Genomic DNA, 21,703 nt, shown 5'->3' on the forward strand with positions numbered 1-21,703 from the left:
TTTCTCCCCCTTAGACCACTTTTGCTTCGTTACGTAATAATGATGCGAGCTGCGCGACTTGCTCGTTCAGTTCACCTTCGAGGATCTTACCAGCTGCTTTGTTCGGTGGTAAGAAACGCTCAATCGTCTCTAGACGTGGTGCGAGTTCGTCTTCATCAAGTTCGAGATCATCGAGTTCGAGTTCTTCAAGCGGCTTTTTCTTCGCCTTCATGATCCCTGGAAGACTTGGATAACGTGGTTCGTTCAATCCTTGTTGCGCAGTGACGAGTAACGGAAGTGTTGTTTCGATCGTCTCCGTATCCCCTTCAGCGTCGCGTGTCACGACAGCTTTCGTACCGTCGAGCTCTAGTTTCGTGATCGTCGTCACGTAAGGGATATCAAGTAGTTCTGCGACGCGAGGCGCCACTTGACCACTTCCGCCATCGACTGCGACGTTTCCGGCGATGACGAGATCAACCGTTTGTTCCTTCAAATAACCAGCGAGCACTTCAGAAATCGTGAAATGATCTGCCTCTTCGATATCATCTTCAATCGAGATACGAACTGCTTGATCCGCTCCCATTGCGAGTGCTGTTCGTAATTCTTTGTCCGCATCTTCCGGTCCGACCGTCACGACCGTTACCGTTCCCCCTTGTGCATCACGGACACGAATCGCTTCTTCTACCGCATACTCATCGTATGGGTTAATGATGAACTCAGCGCCATCCTCATCGATTTGACCATTCTCGAGTTGGATTGCTTCTTCCGTATCGAATGTGCGTTTCAACAGTACATAGATTTCCATCTCATGCTCCCCCTTGTCGTCTATTCACCATCATTCTTTGTATCCGCTTACATAGTTGTTGTCATGAAAAGGGCTTAACTCAGCCCTTTGATCAACATCCGATGAATCCCGTCGCGTGTCTCAAGCAACTCATATTTGAATCCACTTGCCATCCAGCTCGTCACGACCTCATCGATCGTTCCGAAAATCATCTGACGTGCTAATCGATAATCCAGATCGTTTGAAAACTCACCTGTCGTCATCCCGTGCTTAACGACCCGGTCAATCAGATGCAAGTACGGCTTTAAGACGGCAGCGATGTTTTGACGCATGTCTTGGTTCGATTGACGCAACTCAATCTGCGTGACGACCGCTAAATCATAGTCGACGGATAATTGCTCGAGGTGTGCCTCAATCAATGCTGCCAATTGTTCCGTCGCTGATGTATGGCTCGCGATTTGTCCTTCGGAATATTCGATGAAGCTTCCCATTTTCGCTTGGAATAGCGAAATCAAGAGATGTTCTTTATTCTTGAAGTACAGATAGATCGTTCCATCCGCAACCCCGGCTTCCTTTGCGATGGCAGTCACTTTCGCTCCATGGTAGCCGTTCTTGGCGATGACTTTTACGGCGGCATCAATGATGCGGTCACTCTTTGACATTGTTCGTTTCATTCCACTATCTCCTAACGCATAAAATGAATGATGGTTCATTCATATTTATTCTATCATGTCATTTTATCCTGTCAACTGCTTTCTTCGAGTTGTTTGGCACGTTCTTCTTCAACGAGAACACGGCGGAGAATCTTACCAACGAACGTCTTCGGTAACTCTTGCCGGAATTCATACTGCTTCGGCACTTTGAACGATGCTAACTGTTTACGACAGAATTGATCGAGTTCTTCTTCCGTGACCGTCATCTCATCCTTGACGACGATGAACGCCTTGACGGTCTCTCCGCGGTAGACATCCGGAACACCGATGACGACCGCTTCTTTGACGGCTGGGTGTTCATATAGGATTTCTTCGACTTCACGTGGATAAATGTTGAATCCAGAAGCAATGATCAAATCTTTTTTCCGATCGACGATTCGGAAATAATGATCCTCACCGATATATCCAAGGTCTCCCGTATGCAACCAACCGTTTCGCAGAACAGCTTGCGTATCTTCTGGTCGTTTCCAGTATCCTTTCATGACTTGCGGACCTGTGACGATAATCTCACCAATCTCACCTGGAGCAGCTGGTGTCTCTCCGTCCGCTTGGACGATTTTCGCTTGCGTATCGGGTACCGGAATACCGACCGTTCCAGGAATCCGACGATCCCAGATACAGTTCGTATGCGTCACCGGACTCGTTTCAGACAGACCGTATCCTTCAACGATCCGCCCACCCGTCAGCGCTTCGAATTTTTCCTGCACTTCGACTGGTAGAGGAGCTGAACCAGAAATACAGGCTTCAATCGAAGAGAGATCATACTTCTTCAGCTTCGGATGATTCAATAGACCAACATACATCGTCGGAGCACCTGGGAACAGATTCGGTTTTTCCTTATGAATCGTCTTGAGTACCTGTTCGATATCGAATTTCGGAACGATGATTTGTTCATAGGCATTAAATATGCCGAAATTGAGGTTACACGTCATGCCATAGACATGGAAATAAGGAACGACTGCTAACAGCTTCCGTCCATCTCCTCGATTGTATTTATAGAACCAGTTGTCGATCTGTTCGACGTTTGCACTCAAGTTAAAGTGTGTCAACATGACACCTTTTGGAGCGCCTGTCGTTCCACCCGTATATTGGAGAACCGCGACGTCCTCCTTCGGTTGAATCGCGACTGGTGTAATCGGTTCATACCCCCGCAAAGATAAAAACGGGATCGAACCTGTCGTATCAATGATGATGTTGTTATCTTTCCGTGCTTTAATCGGATAGAGTTTATTTTTAGGGAAGGGAAGGTAATCCGCGATACTTGTCGTCACGACGGTCTTGAGTGTCGTCGACGCCTTGACACGAGACGCTTTCGGATAGAGTAGATCGAGCGTCACGAGCATATGTGCTCCTGAATCGACGAGAATCTGTTCAAGTTCACGGTCTGTATAGAGTGGGTTCACTTGGACGACGATACCACCTGCATAGAGAACAGCATAATAACTGATCATATACTGGGGACAGTTCGGTAACATCAGTCCGACGCGATCCCCTTTTTTTAGTCCGTGCTCTTGTAATAGGCTCCCAAGTGCGCGGGCCTCGTCACGTACTTCACGAAACGTCATACGTTTTCCTAAGAAACTCAAGGCACGTTGTTCTGGAAAATCAGTCGCTGCCTCATCGAGTGCCTGATAAAGAGGTAATTCTCGATAATCAATCGATGCGGGTACTTGCTCGGGATAATCAGATAACCAAACGGATTCCATACGTTTCCCTCCCTGATAATGAATTACTATTCATTTTTATTATACGTTGAATCGAATTCGACATGCCAGTAAAATCCAAAAAAGAAATCAAATCTGCTTGTTTTTTTCGATTCGTTCAATTAGAAATCATCATACAAAAAAGCAGCACCACCCTTTCTCGTTTCCGAAAAAGAAGAAGCACTGCTTTTTAATAGACATCACCGGGATGGATACGTAAATCCTTCACCAATGACTTCGCGCACTTTATGAATGACGACGAAGGCGCGGGGATCCGCTGCTTCGACGATCTGTTTCAACGGTGCCAGTTGTCGTTTATCGACGATCATATACAACATATCATTCTTTTGTTTCGTGAAATGACCGTGACTGTGGATGACCGTCGCGCTACGACCGAGTGTCTCTGTCAGGATCGTCGCGATCTCCTCTTGGCGATGACTGATGATCGTGACCGCTTCGCGGACATTTAATCCTTCGCTGACGAGATCAATCAAGTACGAGCCGATGATGATTGCAATCAACGTGTATAGCATCGTCTCTTCTCCGAATAGGAACCCTGATGCACCGACGACCGCGACATCGATGATAAACATCGAGACCGCGATACTGAGATTCAAGTATTTATTCATCAGTCGAGCGATGATGACTCCCCCGCCCGTCGTTCCTCCAGCACGAATGACAAGTCCGATTCCGACGCCAATCAGAATTCCCGCATAGACCGTACCGATTAAACGGCTATCTGATGAAGTTGCAAGACTTGCTGTTGAGGAGAGGACAAATGATGTGACGGCGACCGAGATGACGGAGTAAAGCATCGTCTTCCGGCTGAGGAATCGATAACCGACGACGAACAGCAAGGCGTTCGCAATCAGGGAAACAAGTCCCGTATCCCAGCCATAGAGGTAGTAGAAGATGACCGTGATCCCGATCAATCCACCTTCAGATAAATCGTTCGGAATCGTAAAGTAGTTGATTCCAAAGGCGAGAATCGCAGACCCGATGATGACCCAGAAGATGTCCTTCCAAGAAATCAATTGCATCGCCTCAAAAGCACGGCGTCTCGTTTCTGTCGTTGTTGATGTTTTTCTTACGTTCATATGCGTTCCTCCTTTTTTGATTAGGCGTGGCTTCCAATAAAAATTCCGTACTGAAACGATGTCAGTACGGAATGATCACACGGTAAGACCGGTTCTTTTAATTAAATACAATCCAAAGGATACCGACGACCAAAAAGGCAATCGAAACCCCGAACATGATTTTCGCTAAACGTTCTAACACGGATTCACCCCACTAACGCTGATCCGATGACGTAGGACATGCCGATCGATAAGGCACATGAAATAATGCCGACAGCAATGTTGCCGTTCTCGATTTCACGGTCTACCGGCAAATTCGGTGTCAGGAATTCAAAGATCCAGTATGTCGATATCAACAGTAAGAAGCCAAAAGCACTTTCAAGAAATATCGACCCGACCCGTTCTTCCCCTTGAACAGCGAAATGAACGATATTGGCGAGTCCGATGATTTTTCCACCTGTTGCTAACGCAACGGCGATGTTGCCACTCTTGATATGTTCCCAGTTTTTATACCGGGTTGTCAACTCAAAAAGTGCAAGTCCTAAAATGATCAGTAATCCCGCGACCGAATAGAGCGCTGTCGTGTAGACATAGACGTTCTCAAAAATGTTCATCCTGCTTTCCTCATTTCAGTTCGATGATCGTCACACCGTGTCCGCCTTCACCTTGACCGCCTAAGCGGTGACCTTTGACGTGACGATGACCTTTCAAGAATTCTTGGACACCTTGACGCATCGCTCCCGTACCCAAACCATGAATGACACGAATATGGTCGTAGTTCGATAACAGAGCTTGGTCCATGAAGCGTTCGAGCTTCGATAATCCTTCTTCAACACGGACACCACGTAAATCCAGTTCAGCTGAAGGCGCCGATTGTTTCGTCACACTCGTACCACCAGAACGCCCTTTTGTTTGAGAACGTTTTGGAGTACTGCCGATCTTCGCAAGATCTTCCGGTTTGACGTTCACCTTCATGATGCCGACTTGAACGGTATACTCGCCGTTCGCCTGTTGGTTGATGATATAGCCTTTTTGATTAAAGGTCGTAACTTTAACTTCTTCCCCTTTATCAAACCGTGGCGTTTGATCATATTTCGCTTTTACTTTAGCGATCCGTTTCTCTTGCAGACTCGGCTTCGCATCTTCAAGTTTTTACGTGCCTCGATCAATTCATGCTCTTTGACGGCACCAGCGTCTCGTAATTCCTTCAAACGTTTAATGACGCCTTCCGCTTCTTTTTGGGCACGTTCGACTGCGCGTGCTGCTTTTTCTTCCGCTTTTGCCAGAATCTCATTTTTCTCTTCTTGAATTTCTGCTTGTTCTTGCTCGAATTGCTCACGCTCTGCAACGAGTCGTTTCTTCTCTTCCAGCAACTGAGCCTCTAACGTTTCAGCACGCTGTTTCGCCTCTTCCAGTCGTTCGATCATCGTTTCGACGGACTGTGCGTCGCTACCGATTTGACCACGTGCCGCATCGATGATCCGGTCTTCGAGTCCGAGACGTTTTGAAATCTCGAACGCGTTCGAGCGTCCCGGTACACCGATGAGTAAGCGATACGTCGGACTGAGGGATTCGACATCGAATTCCATCGACGCGTTGACGACTCCTTCTCGGTTATAGCCGTACGCTTTTAACTCCGAATAGTGCGTCGTCGCTGCAACACGTGCTCCGCGCCGTTTCACTTCATCAAGAATCGCGATCGCCAGGGCAGCCCCTTCTGTCGGATCCGTTCCCGCCCCTAATTCATCAAACAGCACCAAACTCATGAAATCGATTTTCTCCATCATCGAGACGATGTTCGTCATATGCGAACTGAACGTCGACAAGTTTTGTTCAATCGACTGTTCATCTCCGATATCGGCATAAATCGCATCGAAGACACTGAGCTCCGTCTCATCTGCTGCCGGCACGTATAGTCCTGATTGCACCATCAATTGCAAAAGACCAATCGTCTTTAAAGTAACTGTCTTACCCCCGGTGTTCGGACCGGTGATGACAAGTGATGTAAAATCGCCACCCAGCGAGACAGTGATCGGTACGACCTCTTCTTTTGGAATGAAGGGATGTCGTGCTTCCTTCAGAATGATATGGCGATTTTCATTCAAGCGTGGTTCGACCGCTCCGATCTGATGACCATACAACGCTTTCGCCATGATGAAATCAAGTTCTGCTAGTACATCAAGGTTGATGCGTAGCGAGTCGCCGACACTCCCGACAAGTGCTGATAATTGTGCGAGGATTCGTTCGATTTCCGCCCGTTCTTTCAAACGCGCTTCTTGAATCTCGTTGTTCGCAGAAACGACGGCTTGTGGTTCGATGAATAACGTCGCACCGGATGCCGACTGGTCGTGGACGATCCCACCAAACGCTTGACGATATTCTTGTTTGACCGGGACACAGTAGCGATCATTTCGCATCGTCACGATGGCGTCAGACAGCATCTTCGCTTTACTACGTAAGACACTATCGATTTTTGAACGAACTTGTCCTTCGAGCGAACGCAACTGACTACGTAACGCTCGTAATTTATCACTTGCCGAATCTTGAACAGTTCCTTGATCGTCAATGGCATGACGAATCCCCTGTTCGATCTCAACGAGCTTCGTGATCTGTTCGATTCGACTGTCGAGTCGTGGTAATCGTAGATCCGGATGATCTTCATGCAATCGTTCTTGGAACGCCTTCACTTGACGTCCTGAATAGACGACGTCTGCAACGGATAAGAGTTCACTCGTCGAGAGGACCGAACCAATTTCTGCCCGTTTCACTTCACTGCGGACATCTGTCAAACCACCGAACGGGTAACGGTCACGCAATCGGTAAACCGTCGTTGCTTCCGTCGTGACGGCTAACAATTCCTTGACCTGCTCGAACTCTTCCGCCGGGCGCATCGCTCGAACGAACTGTGCTCCAAGTGAGCTTGCCGTGAACGATAACATGTTTTCTTTTAACTTCTCATATTCTAAGACGCGTAATGCGTTGGCATTCATTTAATCCACTCCTAAACGTTTTCGACCGAAGAAGGCAAGTGCTGCTTCGGCGCTCCACGTATTGATGACATCAGACGCCTCCAAATAGGCTTTACGTGCATGGAGGACTCCAAGTTTCATATCTTCTAACATTTCTGGTCGGTGTGTATCCGTATTGATTAGAATTTTCACACCAGCAGCCTTCGCTTTTGCTAGGGAACTTGCCGTCAAATCGAATCGTGCCGGGTTTGCATTCATCTCAAGCGCTGTTCCTGTCTCGGCTGCTAGTTCGATCAAGCGATCGATGTTAACCGCATACCCTTCACGTCTACCGATGATTCGTCCTGTCGGATGGGCAATCAGAGAAACGTAAGGATTACGACACGCATTCTCAAGCCGTTGCATGATCTCTTCTTCCGTCTGATCGAATTTCGAGTGAATCGAGGCAATGACGTAATCCATCTCTTTTAAGAAATCATCTGCATAATCGAGCGACCCATCAGGCAAGATATCCATCTCGACGCCACATAAAATCGTCATCTCGGGATGTTTCTTGCGTGCCGCTTCGATTTCGACCCGTTGCGCACGTAGACGTTCTTCCGTCAATCCATTGACGAACTTCATATACTTACTATGGTCGGTGATCGCCATCCATGTATACCCTCGTGCAGCACACGCATCGACCAGTTCTTCAACAGATAATGTGCCATCTGACCATGTCGTATGCATGTGCACATCTGCTTGAATATCCTGTTCCGTCAAAAGGCGTGACAAATCCTGCTCGAACTCTTGACGCCCTGCTCGTAATTCAGGTGCGATGAACGGTAAGTCGTACCGTGCAAATAATTCTTCTTCCGTCTTCGGCTGCACTAACCCGTTCTCCGTCTCGACACCATATTCAGAAATGCTCTCTCCCTGTTCTTTGGCAAGTTGACGCATCCGGACATTGTGATCCTTCGAACCCGTGAAGTGATGTAACGTTGACGCGTACGCCGCGTCATCGACGATTCGGAAATCAACCGCGATATAATGGACATCTCGTTTTAAGACGAGTGATACTTTCGTGCTGCCGGCAGCGATGACTTCATCGATGAGCGACAGTTCCAATAGTTGCTCCTTGATCCGTTCCGGTTCGTTCGTCGAGAGGATGAAATCAAGGTCCTTGCACGTCTCTTCTGCTCGGCGGAAGCTTCCACCAACTTCGAAGCGAATGATTTCATCGAACGACGCAAGGGTCTGATTTAATTCCGTAACGACCTTCCGCATGACACCATACGGTAATCGTTCCGGTCGTGTTTCAAACGTTTCGAGCGCTTTGACGTACTTTTCGACCGTCTTCTTACCGAATCCAGGCATCGTTTCGACTGTACCATCCGCTAATTTCTCTGCAAAGGAATCCGCATCAATGACGCCGACTTCATGCAATTTAGCAAGTTTCTTCCCACCAAGACCTGGGATCTTCAGTAAAGCAATCAGTCCTTCCGGTACTTCTTGTTCGAGTTCCGTCAGTGCCGTACTCGTTCCCGTTTCCCGGTACTCCTCAAGAACAGCAGCCGTTCCTTTACCGATCCCCTTCATCGCCGTGAAATCGTCGATTGCCATGAAGTCAGCATCAGATGCCTCGAGGATACTTGCTGCTTTTCGGAAAGCATTGATCTTAAACGGATTTTCCCCTTTAACCTCTAGATAGACTGAGATTCGTTCTAAGTGACGCATTGCATCTTGAATCGTACGCATGTGCAATTCTCCCCTCAAAAAAAAGCTCCCATTTAACGGGAGCATGTTTATTTTATCAATCCAACTTGATCCATCAGCCAATTCGCAAGGAGCGGTGTATGTTGGATGATGAAACTTGCCAAACTCGAGTCTGCGATCGCATCCTGTATCGACTGAATCGGAACGAATGCTGCGAGGAACAAGAGTAAGAAAATGAAGATGTACATCTCGATGAAGCCAAAGACGCCACCTAATAATCCTTTGACTTGTTTTAAAATCGGAATATTCGTCAACGAATCAAACATCGATAACAAAATCGCTAAGATGATTTTTGTACCGAAGAACAGGACGACGAACCAAAAGGCTTTGTAGAACACCTCATCGAGTCGTGCTGAACTTGGAATTGCGAACATCGTCAAGTCGATTCCCGCATCATCCAGTGTCGACGGATATGGAACCCACAAACGGAATTTCGTCGCCAGTTCCTCATAGAACGACAAGGCGACGATGAAGGAAATGATCAGGCTGAGCAAATGCCCGGCCTGCAATACGACTCCCCGTCGGACACCCGTCATGACGCCTAAGGCGAGAAGTAATAAGATAACGAAAGAAATCATAGTTTATAGTTCACCCAAATTCTTTTTTATTTTTACGTAATCACTACCAATATTAAGCGCCGCTAGGACGGCGATTTGACGAACGTCGAGTTGTGGTGCTTGTTCTCGGATTTCTCGAATTTTCGTATCCACGAGGAGACCCACTTCGCGTACGTGTTCTGGCGACTCCGTTCCGACAATCGTATAATCATTGCCTGCGATATGAATCGTCGTCCGGTTCAACCCTTCTGAATCAGCCATTTTTCTGTCCTCCTCATACTTTGCTTCTTTCATATAGTACCATCATTTTCGTTTTAGGAAAAGAAGTCCCCCATCGGTCTTAAGGATGGTATGCTTAATCCCGGAAAGGGAGGTTATCTCGTGGGAACTACCGTTTTACGCTTATCTAAAGAAAAGCAAGACCTCGTCATACAAGAGTTTAAACAAGGACAGACGAAGAGTCCACCGTATGCCCGCTTCGCCGCTAAAGTACCCGGATGTGTCATCACGATTTACAATTCTGGAAAAGTGATGTTTCAAGGAACGGAAGCTGAAACCATCGCTTCACGGTTCGGCACGGCTACACCGACTAAATCGAAGGAACCACTTGTTTCAACGTTACCAAATGGTTTTGCAGAATGGTCCGTCGCTGGCAGTGACGAAGTTGGAAAAGGCGATTTCTTCGGTCCACTCGTCGTCGTCGCTTCCTTCGTTGATCGAAAGCAGATTGCACTTCTTCAGGAACTCGGTGTTCGGGACTCCAAGCACTTGAATGACACGGAGATTCGAAAGATCGCCCGTGATCTCCATGCTGTCATTCCGTACACATATCGTATCCTACACAATCCAGAATACAATCAGATGCAACGAACGATGACACAAGGAAAGATGACTGCCTTGATGCATAATGATGTACTCGAGCGACTTCTTGAACAACTGGAGACGAAACCAGAAGCGATCTTGATTGATCAGTTCGCTGAAAAGACCGTTTACTACAAACACTTGTCTGGTGTCGTCAATCCCGTTCGAGAAAATGTCTACTTCTCGACCAAGGCGGAGCAACTTCATGTCGCCGTCGCTGCCTCCTCGATCATTGCTCGCGCCATCTTTTTGAAGGAGATGGACAACTTGAGTGAAACAACAGGTGTCATCATTCCGAAAGGTGCTGGTGCCAAGGTCGATCAAGTCGCTGCCTCACTGATTTTACGTTATGGAGCTGACAAACTTCGTGACTGGACGAAAGCCCATTTTGCGAATACGAAAAAGGCACAACAACTAGCTGCGAAACGAAACCGACCATGACCTTAACGGAATGGTCGGTTTTTTTAAATGACGGACTCCCCTTCAGACAGTCGTTCTAATTCCGCAAGAAGTATGTGTTTTTCATTAAAAGGAATCGTTTTTGTACCGATTCGTTCTACCTCATCATGACCTTTCCCGACGATGACGATGCGTTTTCCTTTGTGCGCCAGATGCGCTGCTTGTACGAGCGCTTCGTGACGGGATGTATGGCACCCTACTAAGTGTTCACGTGGAATATCGATGATTAGTTCTTCGATGATTCGATCCGGATTCTCTGTCCTCGCATCATGGACCGTTGCGATGATGTGTTCACAATATTTGCTTGCGATTCGCCCCATCTCCGCTCGTTTCGTTCGATCACGCTCTCCAGCTGCGCTTAAAACGACCGATAGCGACTCTCCGGAAGAAGTGAGTGCCTGTAAACATTTTTCTAGACCATCCGGTGTATGGGCATAATCGATATAAACCTCACAAGGTGCCCAGTCCAGTCGTTCGAGTCGCCCTTTCGGCAATTCCAGTTCTGGAATGTGACGAATCAACGTATAGAGATTAGCATCGCCTGCCCGCAACAATCCCATCGCCGCCGCTAAATTCGCTGCATTGAATTCACCTAGTAAAGCTGTCGGCACACGCGTCGTCGTCTCGTCGATCCGCACATTGACGGTGTCTGTCAACCATTCGACCGCGATTTGCGACGTCCGGTGTGGTTGCGTCGTATACCAGATGACAGGTTGTAAAGGCGCAGCTTCTCGCATGACGCGACTCCAACCATCTTCTCGATTCAAGACGATGGTCCGACCATTTGACGCGGCGACTTGTTGAAACAACAACGCTTTCGTCTTGGCGTAATCCTCCATTGAATGATGGTAATCCAGATGATCATGCGTCAGGTTCGTAAATGCTGCCGAGTGGAAGGAGACTCCCTCGACTCGACCTTCAGCTAATGCATGAGAAGACACTTCAATGATGCAATCCGTCACGCCTTTTTCAACCATTTCATACAACAGTCGATGTAAGATGATGGCTTCAGGCGTTGTATTCGGCGTCTCAATGAGTTCCTCATCAATTCGTGCACCGACCGTGCTGATCATGCCGGCTTTCACACCTGTTGCTCGAAAGAGATCATACGCCAATTTCGTCGTCGTCGTTTTTCCGTTCGTTCCGGTTACACCGTAGACACGCATCTTTTGACTCGGTTGATCGTAAAAGCGATTCGCGACTTGACCTGCAAGTCGTTTCGTATCCGGCACGGTAATGACGGGTACCGGGCAAGCCGGAAACGATCGTTCAGCTAAAATCGCCACAGCCCCGTTTTTGATTGCCTGATTGATATAATCGTGACCATCAACCGTGTAGCCGTTGATACAGATGAATAATCCGCCAGGTGTGATTTGTCGCGAATCGGTTGCGATATTCGTAATGAGTGGATTGATTGCTTCCTTTATAGTGAGTGGTAATAGTTCATTCAGAAGCTTCGCTAGTCGATTCATGATGTACTCTTCCCTTCTTGTCTCTTCTCTATGTCAAGATGAATTAGTCAACCAATCACATAAACAGTCGTATCCATTGTTTCAAGTAAATCAAATACTCTTTTACGGAACATACCCGTTTTAAGACCTGCTTAATCTTTTATCATGCTAGAAAATTATTCTCTTCAATGCATGAAATGAGCGTTTCTTCCCTTGCACCTCTTAATCAGCTTTGATACACTCTTAAAGTTAACTAGTTAACTAAAAGGAGAAATAGGATGCTCTACACACAAGAAGATGTACTCGGACAACTATCAAAAGTCTCACGTCTCGTTAAACGAGAGATTGATGCTACCTTGCTTCCCTACTCGTTACATACGGGTCAATGGGCACTAATAAAAGCAGTCGCATTACTACAACCTGTTTCACAAGTCCAACTGGCCGATTATCTAATCATTGAAAAACCAGCTGTGACGAAAACCGTCTCACGTCTTGAGACGCTTGGTTTCATCACTCGGATAAAAGAAGGACGAACACACTTTGTCTCGTTGACACCTTTAGCCATTGAACGGTTCGACCAAATCGATGCTGCGGTCCAAGAGACCCACCAACGCTTACTCGCCTCCTTCTCCCTTACCGATCAGCAACAGCTTGGTGAATGGATGACGCACCTACTTACTCTACATCGACAGGAGGAATCTTCATGACCGCTCGGTTATTCTCGCGTCATTACGTCATGACGCTGATCATTAACCTATTGCTCTTCATCACGTTTTATCTACTCAATGCCTCACTTCCTTTACTCGCTGCTAAACAGTTTCCAGTCTCCGCTTCAGCACTCGGGTGGATCGTGACGAGTTTCATCCTGGCAACCGTCTGTTCTCGTCCATTGATTGGTCACTGGTTAGATCGTTACGACTTAAAGCGCGTCTTGATGATCTCTGCAAGTCTCTTTACAGTCATGAGTATCTGCTACATGCTCGTCCTACCTTTGGAATCATTTTTCTATCTAATCATCATCCGTATCATCCACGGATTTAGTTTCGGGATGTTATCTTCTTCGATCAGCCTCGCCGTCACGACATTGATTCCAAAGACACGTCAAGGCGAAGGGATGGGATATTTCGTCCTGTCGATGAACTTGGCATCCGTCCTTGGTCCTGTCATCGGTCTTGCCTTTATTCAAGAAAAAGCATTCGTCCTGTACTTCGTGACAGTTGCTGCCCTAGCAGTCATCGCCTTGTTGTTAATGATGCGTCTACCGCTGACGAGTCAACATGTTCCAAGCACGTCCGCGTTTCGTCTAAGCCAATCCCTCTTCTTATCGCGTCCGCTTTTGTTGGTGGCGACTCTTTTGGCAGGCGTTGCGATTTCTAGTACATCAGCGTTCATCTCATTGTATACGGATTCGATTGGACATATCGCATATGCTTCTTATTTTTATGCGTTAGTCGCTCTCGGAATGGTCGGGATTCGACCAATTGCCGGAAAATTGTTTGATCAGCGAGGTGCTACATTCGTGCTGTTGCCCTCGTATGCCCTTTATATGATTGGCTTTGTCATTCTCGGCATGTATCCTTCGTTTGCTGGTTTATTGACTGCTGCCATCATCATTGGTATCGGTTCTGCTTCCATCTTCCCGGGACTTCAAACTGTCCTTTTGAACTTCGCACCTCCCGCACAGAAAGGGAAAGCCATCTCGACCTTTTTCCTTGCTTACGACACAGGTTTTGGAATCGGTGCCTTGATTCTTGCTACGGTCGCAAGCGGTATCGGCTATTCCAATATGTTCTTGTCCTGTAGTCTGATCGTTCTCGTAAGTGGTCTACTGTATTTCACCTTTACGAAACGACAAGCTGCGTCATCTGAAACAGAAGAACTTGCTTCTTGAATCTGTCGTCAAACGAAAACAGCCGCCTTCCTCTGAAAGGAAAGCGGCTGTTTGTTTATCCTGATTATGCGCGAAGTTCCGCATTGAACGTTTCTTTCACTGCATCTACGACTCGCTGTTGCGCTGTCGTGATTTCTTCATCGACTAACGTCCGTTCTTTGTTTTGATAACGGAGGGAGAAAGCGAATGATTTTTCATTCTCTCCGACGTTCTCACCCGTGTAGACATCGAACAATTCGATCGTCTGAAGAAGTGGACCGGCTGCTTCCGTCATGACATCGACGATGGATTGCGCCGTCACTGATCGCTCGACGACGATAGCTAAGTCGCGTGTCATCGATGGGAAACGTGAAATTTCCGAGTAGACCTGCTCTTCTTTCGAACGTAGTGCCATCGCCTCTAATTCAAAGACGTACACTTCTTTTAGACCATACTGTTCTTTTGACAGACCAGGATGCACTTGACCGACGAATCCGATCGCTTCTCCGTCAAGCAAAATGCGCGCCGTCCGTCCTGGGTGCATCGATGGAATGCTCGCTGCCTCGAACGTCAACGTGATACCGACTGCAGAAGCGAGTGTCTCGACGATTCCTTTCATGACGAAGAAATCTGTTTTGACGAGCGTTCCGTGCGCACGGTGTTGTTCTGACACACCGACTGCGACGCCACCGATCATTTCTTGTTCAATCGGGAGTGTCTCAAGTGACGCATCCCGTTGCAGATAAACACTGCCGAGTTCATAAAACGCGACATCGGCATGCTGTCGTGCGACGTTATGCTGCGCGACTTCAAGGAGTCCCGGAATGAGTGACGTCCGCAGTGTCGAACGGGCTTCACTGATTGGCATCGCCAGTTTGACCGGATGCAAATCTTCTCGTTCATTGAATTGCATCGCGCGTTGTTCGCTCGTCAATGAATACGTGATGGCTTGCGAAAGACCTGCTCCCTGCAATGTCCGGCGTAAATGACGACGGTGAATGTTCCGTTTTGGTAAGAAACCACGGCTCGCTTCAGACGGTAAGCTTGAAGTCAGTGCATCATATCCATAGAGACGAGCGACTTCTTCCGCTAAATCAGCTGGAATTTTCAAGTCTTGACGGCGAGTCGGTACGCTGACTGTCAAGGCATCACCCGATAATTCAACACCGAGACCAAGACGTTCGAGTAACGTTTGCATGACCGTTCCTTCAATCTCCATACCAAGACGGTGATTAATGTACGAGACACTCGCTTCAATCAAGTGATCGTCAAGCTCGAGCGTTCCAGCTTGAGCGACACCAGCCTGAACCGTTCCACCCGAGAGTTCAGCAATCAAAGTTGCAGCCCGATCGAGTGCTAACAAGACACGACGTGGATCAACTCCCTTTTCGAAACGAGCACTCGAGTCCGAGCGAAGTCCAAGAACACGGCTCGTCTTCCGAACGGAAATCGGTGCGAAGTAAGCTGATTCTAAAATGATCGATGTCGTGTTTTCATCGACTTCGGTATTCGCTCCACCCATGACACCAGCAAGCGCGACCGGATGTTCACCGTCAGTGATGACGAGCATCGAAGAATCGAGCGTCCGCTCTACTTCGTCGAGCGTCGTGAACGACTCTCCTGCGTGCGCTTGACGCACGACGATCCGTTTTCCGAGTTTTTCAGCATCAAATGAATGAAGCGGTTGACCTGTCTCAAGTAAGACGAAGTTCGTAACGTCGACGACGTTGTTGATCGGACGAATGCCGTTCGCGATCAAGCGGTTTTTTAACCAAGTCGGTGACTCTTGAATCGTCACGCCTTGAATTTCTCGTGCCGCGTAGAACGGGCAGTCCTCTGAATCAAGCGTCACGTCGACTGCCGTCGCAGTTTCTGCTTCGTTGACTTCAACGATCGGGAAAGTCGGTGTCGTATCGTAAAGCGCCGCCACTTCGTATGCGACACCATACATGCTGAGGCAGTCCGAACGGTTCGGCGTTAATCCAAGTTCGAGGATTTCATCACGTAGACCGAGTAACTCCAAAACGTCTTGTCCTGGTGTGACTGGTTCACGGAACGTATGGATCCCGTCCTGCTCATCTTCTCGGATATATTTCTTTTCAAATCCGAGTTCTTCGAGTGAACAGATCATCCCTTCTGAGACGACACCTCGCAATTTGGCACGTTTGATTTTAATACCTGGCAGGCGAGCTCCGACGCGTGCGACGATGACATCTTGTCCGGCTTCGACGTTCGGTGCACCACATACGATTTGCACCGGTTCGTCTTGTCCGATGTCGACTGTCGTGACGTTCAATTTATCTGCTTCTGGATGTTTTTCTTTCGTTAACACACGTCCGACGACGATGTTGTTCAACGCTTCATCCCGGACATCTACGCCTTCGACTTCGATTCCGCTCTTTGTAATCAAATCAGCCAAATCTTGTCCTGATGTGTGACTGACATCCACATATTCGTTCAACCATTGTTTTGAGACTAACATCTGCGTTCCCCCTTAAAACTGTTCGCTGAAGCGAACGTCATTCGTATAGAAGTGGCGAATATCATCGACACCGTATTTCAACATGGCAATCCGTTCGATACCCATTCCGAATGCGAAACCTGACATTTTCGTGCTATCATATTCGGCCATTTCGAGAACGTGAGGGTGAACCATTCCAGCACCCAGAATTTCAATCCATCCCGTCTGTTTACAGATGTTGCATCCTTTACCGCCACATTTGAAGCACGAGACGTCGACTTCGACGGACGGCTCCGTGAACGGGAAGAAACTTGGGCGTAAGCGGACTTCACGTGCTTCACCGAACATCTGCTTCGCGAAGGCTTCAAGCGTTCCTTTTAAGTCTGCCATCGAAATCGATTCTCCGACGACGAGTCCTTCGACTTGCATGAATTGGTGCGAATGTGTCGCATCATCTTCGTCTCGACGATAGACTTTACCTGGGCAGAGAATGCGGATCGGTTCACCTTTAGAAGCGAGCATCGTCCGTGCTTGGACCGGTGACGTATGCGTTCGCATCAAAATTTCTTCCGTAATATAGAACGAGTCTTGCATATCACGTGCTGGGTGATCCTTCGGCAGATTCAACATCTCGAAGTTGAAAAGATCTTGCTCGACTTCTGGACCTTCGGCAATCGTATAACCGAGTCCGACGAAGATGTCTTCGATCTCATCCGTCACCTGTTGCAAGAGATGCGCATGACCGACCTTTTTCGGACGTCCTGGTAACGTGACGTCAATTGCTTCCGCTGCCAGTTTCGCATCCATTTCTTGTTGTTTGACAGCTGTCAGACGTTGTTCCAATTGCTCTTGGATCGCTTGACGAACTGTATTTGCGATCTCACCGACGACTGGTCGTTCTTCCGCTGATAACTTTCCCATTCCTCGTAATACTTCCGTGATTGGTCCCTTTTTCCCGAGATACTTGACTCGGACATCATTGAGATCTTTTTGTGTTGTTGCCTGATCGACTAATGTCAACGCTTCATCGCGTAATGCTTCTAATTGCTCGCGCATCTTTCCCACTCCTTTAGTTGAAGATATAAAAAAAACGTCCCTCCGGCAAATGCCGAAGGGACGATGTAAACACCGTGGTACCACCCTTGTTTGACTTTTCAATCGAAAAGTCCTCCAATTGCGCGATAACGGGCGCATCCCGTCACGATCTCTCGTGCGACTCCGGAGTGAATTCGGTTAGCAGATTCACGAAGCAGTTTTCAGTCTACGACCGCTTCTCCCTGATTGAATCGTTCCCTAACGTACTCTGTTCCATCAACGTCCATGATGTATTCCTGATGTTCACTTTAGCATGAACGCTTGTCGGTTTCAATCCACGCTTGCAAAATGATAGAGCAAAATGCCAGCCGCTACTGCCGCATTCAATGACTCCGCTTTACCACGAATCGGGATGTAGGCACGCTCATCACAGTACGAGAGCAATTCTGGCGCAACGCCTTGTGCTTCGTTCCCGATGATTAAACCGAGTGCATCCATCGGTGCGATCGCTTGATAAGACGTTGCTCCTTCTAACGCTGTGCCGATTACCGCAATTCCTTGTTCGTGCAGGGCATTGACTGCCTCTTCGAGTGGCATGGAGATGACCGGTAGGTGGAACAGCGATCCTTGCGTCGCACGGATGACTTTTCCGTTATAGACGTCAACTGTTCCCGGTCCGACGACGACCCCATCGAATCCAGCTGCGTCAGCTGTCCGAATCATCGTCCCGACGTTCCCTGGATCTTGCAGACGATCGAGCAACAAATAGCGTCCTCGCTCTAATTGTGCCGAAGCTTGTTTCATCTCACAGACAGCGAAGATGCCTTGCGACGTTTCCGTTTCAGCCAGTACTTTGATGACGGCTTCATCGATCGTAAAGACATCGGCATTTCGTTTCCAAGAACCGGGTACTTGGTACGATTCACGCACGATCAATTCCTTGACGATTCCGGCGCGAACAGCTTCTTCAATCAGATGTTCTCCTTCAATCAAGAAACGGTTCGTCTGCAGACGTCCTTTTTTCGTTAAGAGTTTTTTCCATTGTTTAACGATTTCGTTCTTTGCTGATGCGATGTGCTTCATTATTTTATTACCCCTCGTAGATCGCTTGGACAGTCTCCGCATCCAGACGTTTTGTCACAGCAACGACTAAATCGACGGCTGCTTCGAAATCGGCTTTATGCATGATTGAGACGTTCGTGTGTAGGTAACGGATCGGTACAGTCAATGCAAGTGATGGAACCCCTGTATTCGATAAGTGGAACTTCGCTGCATCCGTTCCGCCACCTGGTGTTAAGTCCAGTTGATACTTGATATTTTCTTCTGTTGCGACTTTCGTCACGAAATCGATTAATCCACGATGTGCGATCATCGACGCATCGAACATGATGACTTGAACGCCTTCACCTAATTTCGACAATGCTTCACGATCGGTCATTCCTGGCGTGTCACCCGGGATACCTGTATCGACAGCAAAGGCAATTGATGGTTTGAGTAGGTGTGCGACAGTTTGAGCCCCACGTAACCCGACTTCTTCTTGAACAGTCGCTCCCGCGAAAATCGTGTTCGGATGTCCGTCTGCTTTTAAGCGCTTGATTGCTTCGATTGCGATGGCACAACCAATCCGGTTGTCCCACGCTTTTGCCATCAAGAAGTTCTCATTTTTCATCACAGTAAATTCGCAATGTGGAACGACCGTATCACCCGGACGAATTCCCCAACCGTCGACTTCTTCTTTTGATGAAGCACCGATATCGATGAACATCTCTTTAATGTCGACCGGCTTATTGCGCGCTTCCGGTGGTAAAACATGAGGTGGTTTTGCACCAATTACACCTGGAATGACTTCACCAGATGACGTCACAATATTCATACGCTGTGCCAAGAGGACCTGACCCCACCAACCGCCGAGTGGTTGGAAACGAAGGAATCCTTTTTCATCAATCTTCGTGACCATGAATCCGACTTCATCCATGTGACCCGCAATCAATACACGTGGCGCATCTTCGCCTGCGCCTTTATGTTCAGCAAAGAGGCTACCGAGACCATCTTGGTGGAATGCTTCTGCATGAGGTTCTAAATATTCACGCATGAGGCTCCGGACTTCTTTTTCGTTTCCCGGTACACCTGTTGCGTCCGTGAGACGTTTTAGCATATGTAATTGTTCGTTCATCTGATTTCCTCCTTAGTAACCGTTGTCTTGTCGCACATGGTTTGCTTCATTTTTAGAAATGTAAGCCTTGAAAATCATATCCTGTGTAAAGCCTAGTGTAGCACCTAATGCAAGGTATGCACCAATCAGAACATCATAACTTTGTTCCGTCCGCGAAATCGCAAAGACGTTCGTTTTGTTATAGACGTCTAAAAAAGCATCTGTTGCTGTCAAATAGAAGTCACCTTCTGTAAAATGACTTTTCTTGTAATCAAGTGCTAGACCTAGTGAGAGTAGAAAATGGACGCCATCGACATATTCCTCAAGAATTGTGACTTGAGCGGATGGTCCCTTCTTCGACCAGAACTTAAAGCAACGTGTCTCGTTCGCAAGTTCACCGAGTTCGACCAGTAAGGCGAGCAGACGCTCGTCGAATTGATTGCCTGTCAATTGATGTTCTGACTGAATCCGTTTATCCAACTGTTCTTGCATCTCAAAAAGTGTCAACCAATCCATCTTTAATTCTCCTTCTATCTAAAAAAATCATATGACCGTCTCATCGACGTGCCTTCTTATTTTATCATTAAATCGAAAAAAACGTCGGAGAATTAAATTCCCCGACGAATTGTAGAACTTAAGCGTTCAATTTTGCTTTTGCTGTGTCAGCAAGTGAAGCAAATGCAGTTGCATCTGTAACTGCGAGGTCAGCGAGCATCTTACGGTTAACGTCGATACCTGCTAATTTAAGACCATGCATCATGCGGCTGTAAGAAAGACCGTTGATACGTGCTGCCGCATTGATCCGAGTGATCCAGAGGCGACGGAAGTCACGTTTCTTTTGACGACGGTCACGGTAAGCGTACATGAGAGATTTCATGACTTGCTGTTTCGCAACCTTGAAGAGTGTATGTTTCGAGCCGTAGTAGCCCTTAGCTAATTTGAGTTGTTTTTTACGACGTTGACGAGTCGTATATCCGCCTTTTACGCGTGGCATATAAATTCCCTCCTAAATCTGTATACGATTGGATAAATTACTTCGCGATCATGTGACGGATGCGTTTGAAGTCACCCGTAGATACCATGCTAGCTTTACGTAATTTACGTTTCGCTTTTGTTGATTTGTTACCGAACAAGTGGCTTGTGTAAGCACGACCACGTTTCAATTTGCCAGAAGCAGTACGTTTGAAACGTTTAGAAGCACCGCGGTGCGATTTCATTTTAGGCATGAGAGATTCCCTCCTACTTCGATTCGATTAGTCTTCTTTCTTAGGAGCAAGCACGAGGAACATGCTGCGTCCTTCCATCTTCGGTCTCTGTTCCACAACACCGAACTCACTTAAATCCGTTGCGAGGCGTTCGAGAACGCGTTTACCGATTTCCGAGTGAGTGATGGCACGACCGCGGAAACGAATGCTCGCTTTCACTTTGTTACCATTCTCCAAGAATTTCTTCGCATTACGGAATTTCGTTTGGAAGTCGTTCTCCTCGATCGTCGGGCTAAGACGAACTTCTTTCATCTGAATCACTTTCTGATTCTTCCGAGTTTCTTTGTCCTTCTTTTGCATCTCGAAACGGTATTTACCGTAGTCCATGATCTTACAAACTGGCGGCGTCGCTTGTGGAGCGACCATGACGAGGTCAAGTTCCGCTTCCTCTGCGAGACGTAGCGCTTCGTTGCGTGATTGGACACCTAGTTGAGCACCATCCGCTCCGATAAGACGAACTTCCCGGGCACGGATGCTTTCATTGATTAACAGATCTTTGCTAATGGTTAGCACCTCCATCGTGCATTGCACGAAAAATGAATGATAGAAAACGCTATAAAAAAAGCGTCGGCAGTTCTTCCCGCCCACACTCATAAGGAACGTCAAAGCATAG

The 21,703-nt window shown here is 47.6% G+C and carries 20 protein-coding genes and 1 pseudogene; 3 read left to right on the top strand and 18 right to left on the bottom strand.

Annotated elements, in window-relative coordinates; translation table 11 throughout:
- Positions 1-10: 10 nt before the first annotated feature.
- The 9 genes and pseudogenes from AC3B4V_RS06615 to zapA form a co-directional block, all read right to left on the bottom strand.
- Positions 11-784 carry an electron transfer flavoprotein subunit beta/FixA family protein gene (locus tag AC3B4V_RS06615; protein ID WP_050677631.1) on the bottom strand — a complete coding sequence of 258 codons (774 nt, stop codon included), beginning with the start codon at positions 782-784 and terminating at the stop codon, positions 11-13.
- 74 nt (positions 785-858) lie between these two features.
- Positions 859-1,437 carry a fatty acid metabolism transcriptional regulator FadR gene (gene fadR / locus AC3B4V_RS06620; RefSeq protein WP_050677632.1) on the bottom strand — a complete coding sequence of 193 codons (579 nt, stop codon included), beginning with the start codon at positions 1,435-1,437 and terminating at the stop codon, positions 859-861.
- A gap of 71 nt (positions 1,438-1,508) precedes the next feature.
- Positions 1,509-3,182, bottom strand: a complete 1,674-nt coding sequence (locus tag AC3B4V_RS06625) for an AMP-binding protein (RefSeq protein WP_050677633.1) — start codon at positions 3,180-3,182, stop codon at positions 1,509-1,511.
- A gap of 197 nt (positions 3,183-3,379) precedes the next feature.
- Positions 3,380-4,276, bottom strand: coding sequence for a YitT family protein (locus AC3B4V_RS06630; protein ID WP_050677634.1), 897 nt, complete (start codon positions 4,274-4,276; stop codon positions 3,380-3,382).
- Between the two features lie 185 nt (positions 4,277-4,461).
- Positions 4,462-4,869, bottom strand: a complete 408-nt coding sequence (locus AC3B4V_RS06635) for a DUF350 domain-containing protein (RefSeq protein ID WP_023469001.1) — start codon at positions 4,867-4,869, stop codon at positions 4,462-4,464.
- A gap of 10 nt (positions 4,870-4,879) precedes the next feature.
- Positions 4,880-7,245: pseudogene (locus AC3B4V_RS06640) on the bottom strand (endonuclease MutS2).
- Entirely contained in the window at positions 7,246-8,961 is a 1,716-nt protein-coding gene (gene polX / locus AC3B4V_RS06645) for a DNA polymerase/3'-5' exonuclease PolX (RefSeq protein WP_488378010.1), read from the bottom strand. It abuts the pseudogene before it with no gap.
- 47 nt (positions 8,962-9,008) lie between these two features.
- Positions 9,009-9,557 (bottom strand): CvpA family protein, encoded by a 549-nt coding sequence (locus tag AC3B4V_RS06650; RefSeq protein WP_214805256.1) that lies wholly within the window; start codon positions 9,555-9,557, stop codon positions 9,009-9,011.
- Positions 9,558-9,560: 3 nt separating this feature from the next.
- Positions 9,561-9,797: a cell division protein ZapA gene (gene zapA / locus AC3B4V_RS06655; protein ID WP_029342308.1), complete on the bottom strand. Its 237-nt coding sequence runs from the start codon at positions 9,795-9,797 to the stop codon at positions 9,561-9,563.
- A 120-nt stretch (positions 9,798-9,917) separates the two neighbouring features.
- On the opposite strand from zapA, the gene rnhC reads away from it, so the two are divergent.
- Positions 9,918-10,838: a ribonuclease HIII gene (gene rnhC / locus AC3B4V_RS06660; RefSeq protein ID WP_488378011.1), complete on the top strand. Its 921-nt coding sequence runs from the start codon at positions 9,918-9,920 to the stop codon at positions 10,836-10,838.
- 23 nt (positions 10,839-10,861) lie between these two features.
- Here rnhC and AC3B4V_RS06665 read toward each other — a convergent pair whose 3' ends face one another.
- Positions 10,862-12,328, bottom strand: coding sequence for a UDP-N-acetylmuramoyl-L-alanyl-D-glutamate--2,6-diaminopimelate ligase (locus tag AC3B4V_RS06665; protein WP_488378012.1), 1,467 nt, complete (start codon positions 12,326-12,328; stop codon positions 10,862-10,864).
- Between the two features lie 257 nt (positions 12,329-12,585).
- On the opposite strand from AC3B4V_RS06665, the gene AC3B4V_RS06670 reads away from it, so the two are divergent.
- Together AC3B4V_RS06670 and AC3B4V_RS06675 are read left to right on the top strand one after the other, a co-directional pair.
- Positions 12,586-13,014 (top strand): MarR family winged helix-turn-helix transcriptional regulator, encoded by a 429-nt coding sequence (locus tag AC3B4V_RS06670; RefSeq protein WP_023469008.1) that lies wholly within the window; start codon positions 12,586-12,588, stop codon positions 13,012-13,014.
- Positions 13,011-14,198, top strand: coding sequence for an MFS transporter (locus AC3B4V_RS06675; protein ID WP_488378013.1), 1,188 nt, complete (start codon positions 13,011-13,013; stop codon positions 14,196-14,198). Before AC3B4V_RS06670 ends, AC3B4V_RS06675 begins: the two co-directional genes overlap by 4 nt.
- A 64-nt stretch (positions 14,199-14,262) precedes the next feature.
- Here AC3B4V_RS06675 and pheT read toward each other — a convergent pair whose 3' ends face one another.
- The 8 genes from pheT to infC all read right to left on the bottom strand — a co-directional run bounded on the left by pheT (position 14,263) and on the right by infC (position 21,609).
- Positions 14,263-16,659, bottom strand: coding sequence for a phenylalanine--tRNA ligase subunit beta (pheT, locus tag AC3B4V_RS06680; protein WP_488378014.1), 2,397 nt, complete (start codon positions 16,657-16,659; stop codon positions 14,263-14,265).
- Between the two features lie 12 nt (positions 16,660-16,671).
- A complete protein-coding gene (gene pheS, locus AC3B4V_RS06685; RefSeq protein WP_035396564.1) occupies positions 16,672-17,694 on the bottom strand; it encodes a phenylalanine--tRNA ligase subunit alpha in 1,023 nt (340 codons plus the stop codon).
- 309 nt (positions 17,695-18,003) lie between these two features.
- Positions 18,004-18,789, bottom strand: coding sequence for a TrmH family RNA methyltransferase (locus AC3B4V_RS06690; protein WP_488378223.1), 786 nt, complete (start codon positions 18,787-18,789; stop codon positions 18,004-18,006).
- Positions 18,764-19,846 (bottom strand): M42 family metallopeptidase, encoded by a 1,083-nt coding sequence (locus AC3B4V_RS06695; protein WP_087681222.1) that lies wholly within the window; start codon positions 19,844-19,846, stop codon positions 18,764-18,766. Before AC3B4V_RS06695 ends, AC3B4V_RS06690 begins: the two co-directional genes overlap by 26 nt.
- Positions 19,847-19,858: 12 nt before the next feature.
- Positions 19,859-20,341: a dUTP diphosphatase gene (locus AC3B4V_RS06700; RefSeq protein ID WP_023469014.1), complete on the bottom strand. Its 483-nt coding sequence runs from the start codon at positions 20,339-20,341 to the stop codon at positions 19,859-19,861.
- A gap of 118 nt (positions 20,342-20,459) precedes the next feature.
- On the bottom strand, positions 20,460-20,819 hold the full coding sequence (rplT, locus tag AC3B4V_RS06705; RefSeq protein WP_012371057.1) for a 50S ribosomal protein L20: 360 nt from the start codon (positions 20,817-20,819) through the stop codon (positions 20,460-20,462).
- 37 nt (positions 20,820-20,856) lie between these two features.
- A complete protein-coding gene (gene rpmI, locus AC3B4V_RS06710) occupies positions 20,857-21,051 on the bottom strand; it encodes a 50S ribosomal protein L35 (RefSeq protein ID WP_023469015.1) in 195 nt (64 codons plus the stop codon).
- Between the two features lie 27 nt (positions 21,052-21,078).
- Complete coding sequence (gene infC / locus AC3B4V_RS06715) at positions 21,079-21,609, bottom strand: translation initiation factor IF-3 (protein WP_029342318.1); 531 nt, start codon at positions 21,607-21,609, stop codon at positions 21,079-21,081.
- Positions 21,610-21,703 lie beyond the last annotated feature (94 nt).

This window comes from Exiguobacterium sp. E17S (assembly GCF_057772545.1).